The sequence below is a fragment of the Paenibacillus sp. BK720 genome (genome assembly GCF_011761545.1).
In the GTDB taxonomy this organism is placed as follows: domain Bacteria; phylum Bacillota; class Bacilli; order Paenibacillales; family Paenibacillaceae; genus Pristimantibacillus.
The window spans coordinates 438199-452525 of the sequence record NZ_JAASRQ010000003.1; the positions used below are offsets into that span (position 1 = coordinate 438199).

At 53.4% G+C, this 14327-nt stretch carries 15 protein-coding genes and 2 pseudogenes; 10 read left to right on the forward strand and 7 right to left on the reverse strand.

From position 1 onward, the window contains the following. Positions 1-2: 2 nt before the first annotated feature. Positions 3-776 carry a prolipoprotein diacylglyceryl transferase gene (locus FHT67_RS14030; protein ID WP_243867153.1) on the reverse strand — a complete coding sequence of 258 codons (774 nt, stop codon included), beginning with the start codon at positions 774-776 and terminating at the stop codon, positions 3-5. A 161-nt stretch (positions 777-937) separates the two neighbouring features. Between FHT67_RS14030 and FHT67_RS14035 the strand changes: the two genes are divergently transcribed. Beyond that, positions 938-1702, forward strand: a complete 765-nt coding sequence (locus FHT67_RS14035) for an SDR family oxidoreductase (RefSeq protein ID WP_167199089.1) — start codon at positions 938-940, stop codon at positions 1700-1702. A 60-nt stretch (positions 1703-1762) separates the two neighbouring features. On the opposite strand, the gene FHT67_RS14040 is transcribed toward FHT67_RS14035, so the two are convergent. The 4 genes from FHT67_RS14040 to FHT67_RS30510 all read right to left on the reverse strand — a co-directional run bounded on the left by FHT67_RS14040 (position 1763) and on the right by FHT67_RS30510 (position 7325). Then, positions 1763-3862, reverse strand: coding sequence for a CocE/NonD family hydrolase (locus tag FHT67_RS14040; RefSeq protein WP_165930782.1), 2100 nt, complete (start codon positions 3860-3862; stop codon positions 1763-1765). 13 nt (positions 3863-3875) lie between these two features. Further along, the gene (locus tag FHT67_RS14045; protein WP_167199092.1) at positions 3876-5036 is read right to left on the reverse strand and encodes a dipeptidase; all 1161 of its coding nucleotides are present in this window, start codon (positions 5034-5036) and stop codon (positions 3876-3878) included. Between the two features lie 12 nt (positions 5037-5048). After that, entirely contained in the window at positions 5049-6026 is a 978-nt protein-coding gene (locus tag FHT67_RS14050) for an ornithine cyclodeaminase family protein (protein ID WP_167199095.1), read from the reverse strand. A 138-nt stretch (positions 6027-6164) separates the two neighbouring features. Beyond that, the gene (locus tag FHT67_RS30510) at positions 6165-7325 is read right to left on the reverse strand and encodes a diguanylate cyclase (protein WP_167199099.1); all 1161 of its coding nucleotides are present in this window, start codon (positions 7323-7325) and stop codon (positions 6165-6167) included. Between the two features lie 169 nt (positions 7326-7494). Here FHT67_RS30510 and FHT67_RS14060 point away from each other — a divergent pair, with 169 nt between their 5' ends. The 4 genes from FHT67_RS14060 to FHT67_RS14075 all read left to right on the forward strand — a co-directional run bounded on the left by FHT67_RS14060 (position 7495) and on the right by FHT67_RS14075 (position 9776). Then, entirely contained in the window at positions 7495-7788 is a 294-nt protein-coding gene (locus FHT67_RS14060; protein ID WP_167199102.1) for a hypothetical protein, read from the forward strand. Between the two features lie 16 nt (positions 7789-7804). Beyond that, a complete protein-coding gene (locus tag FHT67_RS14065) occupies positions 7805-8737 on the forward strand; it encodes an FAD:protein FMN transferase (protein ID WP_167199105.1) in 933 nt (310 codons plus the stop codon). Then, positions 8734-9357 carry a ferric reductase-like transmembrane domain-containing protein gene (locus tag FHT67_RS14070; protein ID WP_167199108.1) on the forward strand — a complete coding sequence of 208 codons (624 nt, stop codon included), beginning with the start codon at positions 8734-8736 and terminating at the stop codon, positions 9355-9357. Before FHT67_RS14065 ends, FHT67_RS14070 begins: the two co-directional genes overlap by 4 nt. Before the next feature lie 155 nt (positions 9358-9512). Beyond that, entirely contained in the window at positions 9513-9776 is a 264-nt protein-coding gene (locus tag FHT67_RS14075; protein WP_208403288.1) for a hypothetical protein, read from the forward strand. A gap of 160 nt (positions 9777-9936) precedes the next feature. On the opposite strand, the gene FHT67_RS14080 is transcribed toward FHT67_RS14075, so the two are convergent. Further along, on the reverse strand, positions 9937-10140 hold the full coding sequence (locus FHT67_RS14080) for a LysR family transcriptional regulator substrate-binding protein (protein WP_347880096.1): 204 nt from the start codon (positions 10138-10140) through the stop codon (positions 9937-9939). Between the two features lie 33 nt (positions 10141-10173). Between FHT67_RS14080 and FHT67_RS14085 the strand changes: the two are divergent. The 5 genes and pseudogenes from FHT67_RS14085 to FHT67_RS14105 all read left to right on the forward strand — a co-directional run. Next, positions 10174-10665: pseudogene (locus tag FHT67_RS14085) on the forward strand (adenylosuccinate synthetase); the annotation flags it as partial. A gap of 90 nt (positions 10666-10755) precedes the next feature. Next, on the forward strand, positions 10756-11076 hold the full coding sequence (locus tag FHT67_RS14090; protein WP_167199110.1) for a luciferase domain-containing protein: 321 nt from the start codon (positions 10756-10758) through the stop codon (positions 11074-11076). Between the two features lie 71 nt (positions 11077-11147). Continuing rightward, a pseudogene (locus tag FHT67_RS14095) lies at positions 11148-11321 on the forward strand (small acid-soluble spore protein H); the annotation flags it as partial. A gap of 212 nt (positions 11322-11533) precedes the next feature. Further along, a complete protein-coding gene (locus tag FHT67_RS14100) occupies positions 11534-12712 on the forward strand; it encodes a hypothetical protein (RefSeq protein WP_167199116.1) in 1179 nt (392 codons plus the stop codon). Between the two features lie 71 nt (positions 12713-12783). Continuing rightward, positions 12784-13698 (forward strand): DMT family transporter, encoded by a 915-nt coding sequence (locus FHT67_RS14105; RefSeq protein WP_167199119.1) that lies wholly within the window; start codon positions 12784-12786, stop codon positions 13696-13698. On the opposite strand, the gene FHT67_RS14110 is transcribed toward FHT67_RS14105, so the two are convergent. Continuing rightward, positions 13667-14212: an HD domain-containing protein gene (locus FHT67_RS14110; RefSeq protein WP_167199122.1), complete on the reverse strand. Its 546-nt coding sequence runs from the start codon at positions 14210-14212 to the stop codon at positions 13667-13669. The genes FHT67_RS14105 and FHT67_RS14110 overlap by 32 nt on opposite strands. Positions 14213-14327 lie beyond the last annotated feature (115 nt).

The following is a 14327-nucleotide window of genomic DNA, read 5'->3' on the forward strand; positions in this document are numbered from 1 at the left end:
CGTTACAATTCCTTTCTATGTGAGCGTTGCGGCCGTACAAGCCACTTGGATAAGAGAACGGCGTAATAGATGAGTCCGGCGATACAGGCAAGCTGAATATTGTTTAGCCCTAGATAGAAGTGCGGGGTTGGCTTAATAAAATCGATAACGAAGCGGAACAGCAGATAACCGGTCATAAACAATTGAAAGATGGCTCCGTCGGGCAAGCTGCCCTTTCGTTTCCAGAGGAAGAGGAAGGCGCCAAGCAGCAGGAGAAAAGCAATCTCGTACAGCTGCGTCGGATGCCGGAGCACCCCGTCGCCGAAATCGATTCCGGTGATCCAGTTGGTAGCCACGCCGTACGTATGATCGTCAAGGCCGGTCAGGAAGCAGCCGATTCGCCCGATGATCATGCCCACGATCAGAGGCAAAGCCATGTCGTCGCCCGTGGAGCGGGAATAGCCAATGCGCTTCTTCGTCCATTCGACGCCGATAAGGCCGCCAAGCAGTCCGCCAACGATCGTTTTGCCCTCCATGAGATAGGTGTAGCTGTTCCAGTTCTCAAGCGTTAAGCGGGGATCCTCGAACCAATACAGCAGCTTGGAGCCAACCGCCGCGCCCATGATGGCGCCAACGATGACCCACATGCCCTGCACGATCGGAATTTTGTCTTTGCTTCTTGTGTAGAGGTAGACGCGGAAGCCGATAAAATAAGCGAGTGTTTCAAATACCGCATGGGGATGCAGCTTTACAAATCCAAGATCAATCCAGACAGGGAAAGTCATGATGCGCTCCAATCTATCGTATTGGCTTATTTTGTATAGATTCGCTTATCGAGTCAGAAATCCCTTTCGATTTCCATAAGCTTTCCTCGGCCCCGGAATGAGACCGCAACATTGCGAAACGGCTCCTATGGTACAAATAAGGATGTAAAAAAAGGGAGGAGCTGAACAAGGGAATGAGCAGATTAAACGGAAAAATCGCGCTGGTAACCGGTGCGAGCAGAGGGATTGGCCGCGCTATTGCGCTGCGGCTTGCAGAGGAGGGGGCGACGGTAGCCGTTCATTACGGTTCCAATCACGATGCGGCGGCCGAAGTCGTGCGGCAGATCGGACAAATGGGAGGAGATGCCTTTGCCATCGGTCAGGAGCTTGGTACGGCTGCCGGCGCTGCTAAGCTTCTGGAGGATTTGGACCTGGCTTTGGAGCGGCGTACGGGAGAGAAGTATTTTGATATTCTCGTCAATAATGCAGGCGTGGCACTTGTAACCGCTATCGAGGAAACAACGGAAGCCGCCTTCGACCATGTGATGAATACCAATGTAAAGGGGCCGTTTTTCCTTATTCAGCAAGCGTTGCACAGGTTAAGAGACGGCGGAAGAATTATTAATTTGTCCTCTGCCGTAACGCGGATTTCCTTGCCGGGAGTCGCGGCGTACAGCATGAGCAAAGGGGCTGTCAATACGCTGACGTTATCGTTATCTACCCAGCTTGCTTCCCGCGGGATAACCGTTAATGCCCTGCAGCCCGGATTTGTCGCCACGGACATGAACAAAGCTATGCTGCAGGATGAATCGGGCTATCAATTCGGCGCCGGGTATTCGAGCTTCGGCAGGTGGGGAGAGCCTTCGGATATTGCGGATGTCGCTGCGTTTCTCGCTTCTTCCGACAGCCGCTGGATTACGGGGCAATGCCTGGATGTAAGCGGCGGTTCGCATTTATAAGTAGGAGAAGAAAGGCCGGGAATCTCTCTCTCAGGAAGAGAAACCCGGCCTTGTTTCGTATTATTCGCCAAGTACGGGAAGCAGTACGTGGCTTGGGTATTGTTCGGAGTGATAGATCGTCTGCGTAGCCGGGACCGGCTCCGGATCGTCATACGGGTTCAGACCCGTATTGGAATTCGGGAATGCAACAAGCTTGCTGGACGACGTGATCGAGAAGCGGACGCGGTGTCCGGCAGGGAACTGATGCGCGATATTCGGAAGGAAAATATCGAATTTCGCTACCTCGCCGGGCGTCAGCAGCTCCGGCTTGTCATAGCCGTGACGGTATTTGGCACGGACGATGTAGCTGGAGAGCAGAATGGAGTTGCCCGCTTCATCCACGTCGCTGAGCGCGACAACCCAGTCGGTATCGACCGCCGAGCTCGCCGCGTAGAGCACGGCGGACAACTCGCCGGCAATCTTAAACGGCTGCTCCAGCTTGTCGCCGGTATAGCAGAGCACGTCCTGGCGCAGCTCGATCGTGCGGCGGTTTTCCGGGATCCGTTCCCCGGAATCCACGACTGGATCCGCCGGGTTGTAGACATAAACGTCCGGCGTGCTGCTTTGCTGCGGGCGCTGCAGCGTAAGCTTGCCGTCGCCAAAGGCTGAGTTCGCCCGTCCGCCGCCTCCGAGATAGAATGGCGTTACCGTTGATTCTGCCGGCGTCCAGTCCGCCGAAGTCCGCCATTTGTTCTCGCCTACCACGTAGTAGCGGGCACGGGGCTCCTCGTTAATGCCGTTTGGCATCCCCTTCAGGAAATGGTCGAACCAGCGGAGGACGTTAACGTCGTAGTCGTAGACAACGGCATCCTCGCCAAAGGCGGTGCCCTCCAGGTCGCGGGCGCGGTTTGGACCGTGCTCCCAAGGGCCAAGCCAGATTTTCCGGTTCGGAACGTCGTATTCGGATAGCAGGCGCCACGTTTCCGATACGCCGGGACTGTCGCCGTCATACCAGCCGGAGATGACAAACATCGGAGCTTTAATCTGATCCGCGCGCTCCGAATGGGTGCAGTTCTTCCAGTATTCGTCGTATTCCGGATGCTGGCTCCAAAAATCCCACGGCCCGGAATTTCTGCCGATCATCTGCTGCGGAATCTCTCGGATCGGCCGCGCTTCAACGGCTTTGAAAGGGTCGACGGTAATGCCGCCGAAGATTTCGAAGTCCGTCCGGGTGCCAACCGACTGGGCAAGCGTCCAGGAGAGCAGCGGCCAGGAGCAGACGGTGCCGCCGCGGCGGACCGTGTCGACAAACGGAGATCCGACGTTAACCTCGTTCACAACCGCCTTCAGGTTCGGATGTCCGCTGGTGGAAGCCGCCATTACGACGTAACCGAGGTAGGAGGCTCCCCACATGCCGACATCGCCGTTCGACCATTCCTGGGAAATAATCCAGTCGATCGTATCGCTGCCGTCTTCGCGTTCGTAATAGAACGGGACAAGCTCGCCTTCGGAGTCGGCGCGGCCCCGGACATCCTGGTTCACAACGGCATACCCCTTATTCGCCCAGCGCAGGAAATGCTCTTTCTTGCCGGCCCGGTCATAGCAGGTGCGGACGAGAATCGTCGGCAGCTTTGCGCCAGGCCGAATGCCTTCCGGCAGATAGACGTCGGTTGCCAGCTTCAGCCCGTCACGCATCGGAACAAGGAACGTGCCGAGATCGTTTACGCCGTATTCGGGCTTGGACAGCAGGGGATCGTCGTACACGGCAAGCGGGGTGAGCTTCTCCAGCCCTTCCTGCACGATAATCTCCATGCCGTAGCGATTCGGGCAGAGGAAGGCGATAACGGCGCCGTCCAGCGTTACGATATCTACGGCGGTGTCTTTCCGTTTGGCCCATACCTGCGAAGCGCGTCCCTGCTCATCGGTGTAGGTAAGGTGACGGTGATAGATTTCGCCGTTAGCGGTCATAACGCGCTCTCCGGACCATTCCGCTTGGTTGTAGAACGGGAGGTTCTCGCGGATTTGCTGAAGCGGGAGAATATATTTCGCCTGCGGGTCCAGGATATGCTCCTGCATCCGCGTGCGCCGTCTTCGGTCTACTCTTGCATGCATCACTTTATCCTCCGTGAATCGAATCCTGCCCTCGTAAACGCCTGCGCAATAAAAGCTGTAAGTCGTCATTTTGCCGCTCCTCCTATCCCCATACCTGTTCGAAAATACGCAGCCAGTTGCCGCCAATGATCTTGCTGACCTCTTCATCGGAATAACCTCTCGCGACAAGTCCGCGTGTAAAGTTAATGAACAGGCCGTATTGCTCGAGTCCGTCAACAAGCTCGGTGGACGGTCCGTCTCCTCTGGCAAAGCCAAGCTTGGGGGCGATATGCTCCTTGAAATAGACAAGGGACCAGTCGACGTCGCTCATGGGCCAATCGGTACCGATGCCGACATGGTCCACGCCAACCAGGCGAACGATATAGTCGATGTGATCGAGCACATGGTCGATAGTTGTGGCATGCGGATCGCCATAAACGAACCATGGCATCGCAAATACGCCGATTACGCCGCCCGTGGCGGCAATCGCGCGAAGCTCGGCATCGCTTTTGCAGCGGCGGTGAGGATAGATCGCATGGGCGCCCGTATGGGAAGCAATAACGGGCTTGGCGGAGAGACGGCAGGCATCCAGCGTTGTTTGCTCGCCGCAATGGCTGGTATCGACAACGATGCCCAGCTCGTTCATGCGGCCGATAAACGTCATGCCGAAATTGGAGACGCCGCCGTTGGCCAGCTCCATGCAGCCGGATGCGATGGCGTTCTGATTATTATAGGTTAATTGAAGCACCCGAAGGCCAAAGCCGTGAAGAGCCTCGAGCAGGTCGAGGTTCTTGCCGAGACCGCCCGGATCCTGCGACGTGACGATGCCGGCTTTAAGCCCTTTGCGCTTGGCTTCGCGGATATCGTCCGCCGTCAAGGCCTTCACAAGCCAGTCGAAGCGGTCGAACTGCTCCTGCATTTCGCCCATGCTGGTTATCATGGCTTCCGGGCTGGACAAGTCCACTTCCCGATTGCCGGCCGTAATCCCGGAGCGGTACCACTCCTCCTTGAAGGCGGGCAGCTCGCCGCGAACGGACATTTGCCGCAGACGTTTGGCAGGCAAGGCGCTGTACGCCATCGGGTCGTCCTTGAGCGCTTCGCATTCTTCTTTGATTTGCGCCGATACCTCTGGAGGAACAACGCGGGGGGAAAGAGGCCCCTGGAACAGCAGGTCGATCACGATGCTGCGTTCATGGATGCTGAGTGCCCGCTCTTCTTGCTCCGGGGTAAGTTGAAAGTCGTACAATCTTTGCTGCTCCTTCATGATGACACGCTCCTAGATTGCGATAGTTATGCCTTTGCCTTGAAGCTTGGCCTGCTTATACAGATAAGCCGCCGCGGCCAAATCCTCAACGGCCAGGCCAAGCGATTTGAATAAAGTGACGTCATTGTCCGACGATCTGCCCCGGGCGCGGCCAAGAAGGACCTCGCCGAGCTCGCCGATGATATGATCGCTGCCAATCGCCCCTTCCCGAAGAGGGATCAGATAGTCTCCGGCTTCGTTTACGGCCGATTCAAGCCGGTCGACGTACAGTTTCGCCCGCCGGACAACGCTTGTTGCCAGCTCCCGGTCGGGAGCCCGGCAGGCGCCAACGGCGTTGATATGCGCGCCTTCGGGTACCCATTCTCCCTGCAGAACGGGAGTTGTTGAAGAGGTGAGGGTGCAGATGATATCGGCATCCGCAACCGCCTGCTGCGCGGTAGCCGAGATGTCAAACTTCAGCTCCGTATATTTTGCGGCCATTTCCTGTTGAAATTTGGTCGCATGTTCCAGATTAGGGCTCCATACACGGACAAGCTTAATCGGGCGGACGAGCAGCAGCGCCTCGAGATGAGTCCGGGCTTGCTCGCCTGTTCCGATTAACGCAAGAACCCGCGAATTTTCTCTTGCGAGAAGCTTGGTCGCGGCCGCGCTGACGGCGGCGGTGCGTATAGCCGTTACGTTACGGCCGTCGACAATGGCGTTCATTGCGCCATTCTCCGCGTCGAACAAGGCAATAACGCCCTGATGGGAGGGAAGGCCGCGGTTATGGTTGTGGGGGAAGACGCTGATCAGCTTTGCGCCAACGACCTCCTGCGAGGCGAGGTACGCCGGCATTAATCCCATCAAGCCGCCTTGGCGGACGGGAACGACGGACCGGAGCTGCTGCTCGGCTTGTCCGGCGGACAAATCGGACAGGACGTTTTCCATAAGCGGAATGCAGGCTTCCATCGTTAATAGTTCGGATACAACGTTACGGTCAATGACTAACAAAATGCGCTCACCTGCTTGCTCTCTAATGTGAATCTATTTTATTTTACCTCAAAAATATTAGGGAGGGTAACCGCTGCTTGGCACAGCGAAAAAAGAGCCCGCCGGTTATCCGGCAAGCTCTTTTGCGAAAAGCCGGCTCTAGCCGAACCGGCTTCGGTATATGCTGTTTCTTCCGTTTCTTTTGGCCGTGTAGAGGGCCTGGTCGCATCTCGTATACATCGACTCCATATGGGTGTTCTGATCCGGGACGACGGTGAGCACTCCCATGCTTATGGTGTAAGAGACCGGCAGGCTGGTCGGCGCGGATTGCAGCATGATCTTAATTCGTTCGGCCAGCGCGCTTGATTCCCGCTCGCCCTTGCCGGGGAGCAGGATGCCGAACTCGTCCCCGCCGTAACGCACGAACAAGTCGTCCTTGTCCAAGTAATGCCGGATTCGTTTCGTTACGTCCTGCAGCACGAGATCGCCGATAGGATGGCCGTATTTATCGTTAATGTCCTTAAAGCTGTCGATATCAAACAGCAGGTACGAGACCGCTTCGCCTTTTTTGGCATAGCGATTCAGGTAGCTTTTGGCGCTGGCCATGAACGTTCTCCGGTTTAAAGCGCCGGTCAGATCGTCGTAGCTTGCGTAATAAAGCAGCTCCTGGTTGGTTCTTTCCTTCCACAGCAGCATAAAGCCCATAATCCCCAAAATCGTAAGGATATAGATCGTCACCAGATAGAGCAGTTGGTAGATCCCCGGCGTGAAGAAGCTTGCGGGAATATCCGTGAAGAGTGCGGTTGTTCCCCGGACCAGATTGGCCGCAACCACAAACAGATAAATATAGCCTATAACCTTCATCAACGGGGAGGGTCCTTTGATCAGCCGGTACATGGGGGCAAGTATGATGGCGAGAGCGGCAGAGCAATAGGCGATCCGGGCGTCCTCCTCGTTATGGATAAGCATGACGAGATGAAATCCCACAATGCTGAGAGGGATAGCCAGCCTGAACATGATTTTATAGCGTGTCCGCCATTCGTTCCTTAATCGTAACATGGAGATGGTCTCAAGAGAGGCTCCGACAAACATGAGGGAATTGGCAACGGAGATGGTCAGAAAGTCCGGGATATCTCCGCGCAATACAACAAGAAACCAGGAGCAGGATTGAAGGCATTTGGCCAGGAAAAAGATTCTGACCGGCAGGGCCTTGATCACATCCCGCCAATAAGCGCTTATTAGTATGAATGTAAATAAATAGGCAATTCCAAGAAAGACAAGGATTGTTGTCGAATCCAGCAGTATGTTAATGGTGGTCACCAGCCTGACGAGAAAAATATCCGTTACTGCCGATTATAGCAGGATGCAGGAAACGGTTGGAAGACGCTATTCGTAAAATTACTCTTAGATCTTATTTCAGCTACGTTTAAGGAATAGGAGATACACTGTCCATTATAGGACATTTGATGGGTATAGAGGAGGCAATATGATGGCAAATTCCAAATGGGTGAAATGGGTTGTCGGGCTTTCCAGCGTAGCGTTATTTACGGGAATGGTCGGCGTTATTAATCACTCATCATCGGCAAATCCAACAACGGCTCCGGTCAGCAGCGACGTTTTAAATAACAGTCCATCCGATGGAGGAATCCAGGGTAATGACGGCACAGGCTCCTTCGAGCAAAGGCCGTTTGGCCGCGGACGCGGCATGGGACAGGATTTTGGCTCGGGAACGGACTCCGGAACAAGTTCCGGCGACGAAGGCATGCGGACGCATGCTTCCTAGCAGGGAGGGATCATAGATGGCATTGCATAGATTTCGGGCGATGAATTCGCCGTTTTTCACAAAAGGTCTGCATGAAGGAGCGCAGGCGATGGCGGAAAGCTGGATCACCGTCGTAGAGGAGAAGCTGAGCCGGTTCAACCCGCGCAGCGAGTTGTCCAAGCTGAACCGTTCAGCAGGACAACCTTTTCCCGCCTCCACGCTGCTCTATGAAGTAATGGCTGAAGCCAACCGTTACCATGAAGCAACCGACGGTCTGTTTAACCCTTATATGGGACATGACATTCACCGGCTTGGCTACTCCGGGACGTTTGAGTCCTTGGCGGAGAGGCCGGTACGAGAGGAACCGGTATTTACGGCTAAGCCCTTTGATTGCGAGTTGCCTTTGATTCTGGATCCCGATACAAGAGCGTTAACGCTGAATGCGAAGCTTGCGGTTGACCTGGGCGGATTCGCAAAAGGATGGAGCGCCCATCAGCTATCCCTCATGATTCAGCATGCGGGCGTGCGTTCCGGCGCGATCGGAGCGGGAGGCGATATTACGCTGTGGGGTGTACCGGACGAAGGCTGGTCGGTGGGCATCGGGGACCCTTGGGAAGCTAGCCGGGATCTGATGACGCTTCGGGTAAGATACCCGGCGGGCATCGCCACAAGCAATACGGTTAGACGGCAATGGAAGAACAGCTCCGGTCAAAGCCGCCATCATATTATTCATCCGCGCACGGGAGCGCCGGCCGAATCGGATCTGGCCCAGGTGACGCTGTTTGCGCCGAATCTGGCGGATGCCGAGGTATACGCGAAATGCGTCCTTCTGCTCGGAGAGGAGCAGGGCTTCGATTGGCTTGCCGGCAACCATCCGGCTTGTGCGGCGGTAGGCGTGCTTCATGACGGATCGATCCGGACGGTTGGCGCTATCGGTCAGTATGTGGAGGAAAGGGGATTATGCGTATGAATGAAATCATAGATGCCTTAAGTGTATGGACGACAACGCGAGCGTCGGGCATAACGTCGTATTTGTTCCTTTTTCTGTCCACGATTGCCGGCATTGCGATGGGATCGCGTCTGATCGCAAATAAAGCCAAAGCGATTGTGCTGACCATGCATCAATCCGCGGGCTGGTTCGGCTTTCTGTTCGGCATGATGCACGGCGCCGTGCTGCTGTTTGACCAATATGTGGGTTATTCCGTAAGCGGTCTGCTAATCCCGTTCACGGCAGAGTCGCATCCCGTCCTGACGGGCATGGGGACGCTCTCGTTTTATATGGCCTTCATTGTTATCCTGTCTTCAGACATGATGAAGAAGCTAGGAAAGAAAGCATGGAAGATGACGCACATGCTGGCATTTCCCGGATACTTTTTGGCTCTCCTGCACGGCCTTCTGATCGGCTCGGATTCAAGCTATCCTTGGGCGCAGGCGATGTACGGGGCGACAGGCATTATGGTTGTCGCGCTTACGGTCTACAGGGTATGGACGGTCAAAAAGGATAAAGGCGAGGCTCCGAAGAGCGGGCGGGTACACTATCCGAATGCGAAGCCGATTATTATCGAGACAAGCGAATATAAGGTGCGATAAGGCCCTGTAAAGGGTCTTCTTTATTTTTCAAAGAATATGTCGATGATACAGGCTATTGAAGGAGACAACTTTCGCACCTCCCGCATAAAATGTAAGCGTATCACATTCCTCGAATTCGGAGGTGATGAAAAGTGCTAGGATCGCTTACACTTTGGATGGAAGTAGCTTTGTGGGTCGTGCTGGGCTCGATGGGTGCAAACCTGTTGGTTGACTTGTTCAAAATGGTAACAGGCGGCAAATTCTCGATGGACTTCGTATTGGGCTACCTGAAAGACCTGTTGTACTACGTGATGCCGCTGCTTCTTCTTGCGGGACTTTCCTTAATGGACGTAACGGGCTGGGTCGTTCTGGTTGGTTATTACTTGGGCGCGCTCGCAGTGCTCCTGAAGTATCTCATGGACTTGAAAGGAAAATTATAATCCATGGTGGATGCAGCAGTCGGCAAGCCGTAAAACAAGACTGAGCATCTTCGGATAGGATAGGCCGGGGCTTCTTACGGGAGGGCTCCGGCCTTTGGTTTTGTAGAAGCCAGACGGCTGAAGCCGCATGAGAACCAATCGTGTCCCCGATAAGATTCGCTTAAGGCAGTAGAGCCAGGAAGGATTTCGTCGCCGAGGACATAGGAATCCCGCGCAGCGTTGCGATGCCAATCCGGCGGACGGGCAAAGGCTCGGCTAGAGGGACTTCGACCAGCTCGCCCCGCTGCAACTCTTCCGTGACGTAGTTGCGAATAACAAAGGCCAAGCCAAAGCCGCTTTTGGCGAATTGGACGAGCAGGTCCACGCTGCCGAGCTCGAATTCAGGGGTATACGCGATGCCGTGACAAAGGCCTATTCCAGCTGTGTGGGCGCCGGACCGTTTGTATCCGAGCTGCATGGCGCACAAGCGGAGGAGCTTAGGAAGCGGGGCGGAGATGCAGGAGAGTACGGCGTAACGACCGGCAGGCCCAGACGCGTCGGATGGTTTGACGCCGTCGCTACGCGATACGGCTGCCGTCTGCAGGGAGCAACGTCCGTCGTATTGACGAACCTGGATGTCTTGGGTTATTTAGACGAGATTCCGGTATGCGTCGGCTATGAAACATCGGAGGGGGTTATCGACGACTTTCCTATGACCTCCAAGCTTGAACACGCAAAGCCTGTGTATAAATCCATGCCCGGCTGGAAAAGCGGGATCTCCGAGATAAGACAATTCGATGAGTTGCCTCTTGCAGCCAAACAATACGTAGAGTTTGTGGAGTCAGAGATAGGCGTTCCGATTTTGACGATTTCCGTTGGACCAAGACGCGATCAGGTCATTACGAGATAAGTGAAAGATAAGTGAAGGGGCAATTCTCCGGGGATGCCGGAATACGATTGAAGTAAGGCTCTTTTCAACGTGGATGACGGAGGTGGGCTTATGGGGAGCAAAGCTGTTTTGGAGGAGCTGCTGTTATCTTGGCCGGGCGTAACGTCGGGTCCTCACCGATTCGGCGGTATCGAATTTGCGGTGAACGGCAAGGAGATCGGACATCTTCATGGCGAGCGGCTGGTGGATCTGTTATTGCCGAGGGCCAAGCGGGATGAGGCGGTAATGACCGGAAAAGCCAGGTCTCACCATATTCTGCCGGAGTCGGGCTGGGTCTCCGTTTATTTGAATACGGAAGACGATCTTGCCCATGCTATCGAACTGCTGCGCTTTAACTATGAACGGTTTGTCCGGGGAGACGCCGTTCCCTAACGTCTTGGGTGCATATTCCATTCCTCCTTCGCTCATACTGTAAGGAGCTTGCAGCAGAGGAGGTTTGTACGATGGATATTAATCGAGCGAAGGAAATTGCCGCCTCTCCGGTTATGGAGGACGTTAGATATAACGGGGTTCCGATCTATATTCAACATGTGGATGATGCGAACGAAACTGCCCGGATCTATCCGCTTTCCGAACCCGAACAGGAGATGGAGGTACCGCTGCGCAGCTTGACAGAGGCCTCTTCCGCGATGGCGATGGAAGTTGATGAAGTGGCTTGCCGGGCATCCTTAGACGGAAACTGAATAATTGGTTTTTGTAAAACAAAGCATGGCGGGTTACCGCTGTGCTTTGTTTTTTTGTCAATTATACATGAGTAGGTTGTAAGCGAAGGGAATGTGAATTACGATAAAAAGGAATATTTTACTAAGTTGCGCAAGGGGTCGATTTAATGGGTTCTTCTTTTGCGAATATCCAATTAAAAGCAGCAAATGCCCTTTCTGTCGAGCAAGTGGTGCAGGTCATTACGGAGTTGATGGAAAATAACCTTTTCGAGAAAGTGGAAGAACCTGAAGACCGCAGTATCGTTTTTTCCTGCGATGGCTCTAGTCCGTGGTTAACGATTTATGACGAGTTTTGCGACGACGGCGATCAAGATATATTAGATGCCTTGGCAGAAGCTTTATCACTGAAGCTGGGTACTCTTGCCGTAAGCAATTCGGTATATGACAGCGATTTGCTTTATATGAAGCTGTTTAATCAGGGGAAATGCCTTGATACCTTTGTGAATGACGTCGATATATATAACGAGATGACGGAGAGCAAGCGAAGGAGACAAGGGGTTCCGTCAAAGTGGGCTTCGCTTGCGGAAGAAATTTCGAAAGAAGAGATAACAAGGATATGGGGAGAAGAAACCGTCTTTGCAGAGGACACGCTCTGGGAATTATCCAAGCTTTATAGCTGGAATACGGACCGTTCTTGCACAGGGTTCAGATACAAGAAGGACGTAGGCTGGGGTGAAGGGGATAACGTGCTGCATTTCCGGGATAACAATCCTGCAGGGAAACTATTCGAGGAACAAGGACCAACGCGATTGGAGCTTGTCTCTTATCAGCCCTATTTGGATTGCTCCACAGAATCGGAAGAAACGACTTACTTTTCCTATTCGAATACCGGACGGTCTGCTGTGGGGATAAGCATAATGATGTGGGGCAGCGCTATTAGCGGCAATTGCTTTGAAAGTATGGAGGCATGCTTGATTTTGCATGATGGCGCAAGGATTGCCGGCCAAATGGAAGACATTGAATTGCATTACCCGGATCAACCGGACAAGCCATTCCTTGGCAAAATGCTTAGGTTCGACGAGCTAGTTATTCCCGCGGGAGCTACGCTGCTTCGGGAAGCCTCCACTCCAAAGGAAATGACTACATTATTGGAAAGAAACAGCCATAGTCGCATGCTGATGAAGTATACGTTTAAACCGGTTAATAGCGGTGTGTATGAGTGGTGTTTTTCGGTAAGACCAAATACTGAGCCTATGAACGGGGTTATCCACGTCGTCAAAGTATTCATCGATATCCCGAAGGAAGAGGAAAGGGCAATAAAAAAAGAGTTCGGATTTTATGTTTGAAGCAATGATTTACTTTTCGGAAGTCTTATGATTAGATGATGTAGCAATCATACATCTAGGAGACAACTATCATGAGTCAATCACTGAAATCCAGTTTACTGTTAATACTCGCCGCCTTTATATGGGGATTCGCTTTTGTCGCCCAGCGGCAAGGGATGGAGCATACGGGACCTTTTACTTTTAATGCCGTTCGATTTGTATTAGGCGCCTTGTCTTTATTGCCGCTTATTTGGATCATGGACCGGAAATCCGGCCAGACCCAGGCGCAGCTTCGAGGTTCCTTTAAGAATGCTTCTATATACGGAGTATGCACGGGACTTATTTTGTTCATTGGAGCTTCCTTGCAGCAAATCGGGCTGATGTATACGACCGCGGGAAAAGCGGCTTTCGTTACGGGACTCTATATTGTTATCGTCCCGTTTTTCGGCCTGTTTCTGAATCAGCGGCTTGGCGTGAACAGCGGCATAGGAGCCGTTCTGGCGGTTATCGGCCTGTATTTATTATGCATGACCAATGATTTGACGTTGGGAAAAGGGGACCTCTACGAACTTGTCGGGGCCCTATTCTGGTCCGTCCACATTCTGATGATCGACCGTTTCTCCCGCAAGACGGACGGGTTAAAGCTGTCGCTTGTACAGATTCTAACATGCTCGGTCCTGAGCTTTATCGCAGCCTTCTCTACGGAAAAGGTGGAGCTGTCCGGTCTGTCCGATGCCATGATTCCGTTGTTATACGGCGGAATATGTTCGGTGGGTATCGCGTACACGCTGCAGATTATTGGCCAAAAGAACGCGCATCCTACCCAGGCTGCCATTATTCTGAGCCTGGAGACGGTGTTTGCCGCCATCGGCGGCTACCTGCTGCTGGACGAAGTGCTTGGCGTCCGCGCGGGGATCGGCTGTGTGTTTATGCTGGTCGGCATGATTGTGCCGCAGCTTCCGCCGCTTTGGCGGGTTAACCGTAAAAATCGTTCACTTCTTGAATAAACAACGCAAACAGGGGATGCGAGGAGCTGTCTTCGGGCTTAGCGAACGCTTCGGCCAAGCTTTTGTAGTACCAGGCCTGCTCTTTTTCTCCTCTTTTGAACCGGGACCAGAAGGAAGGGCCGGATGTTTCGAACTCCCGTTTCATGCTGCGCAGGTTATGCAGCTTGTCGGCACAGGCTACCAAGCGGATTTCCAGCGAAGAAGAGGGGAGATTCTCGATCGTATGGGTTTTCCGTTCTTCCCAGCTCAAGGATTTATCCGGCTCGGAGCAGCCCTGCACAATAAACGTGATCTTGGGACCAAATAGATCGGTTAATTGCTGCTCGGTCGTATCCGTATCCTCAAGCACGTCATGGAGTAGGCCCGCTATAATCACTTCTTCGCTATAGTTGTATGAGGACAGAAGCATTGCCACTCCAAAAGGATGGGAGATGTAAGGGATCTCGGTTCCCTTGCGGTATTGGGCCTTATGGGCGGTTGCTGCAAACTCGATCGCGATATCCAGTAAGTTCACTTGATCAGCTCCTTTAATGGTATTGACTATATTATACGGAGAAAGAGCAAGTATTACGAGCAATCCGGCTTATGAAGCGCTCCAGGCAAGCAGGTACTCAGAAAGCTTAACGATA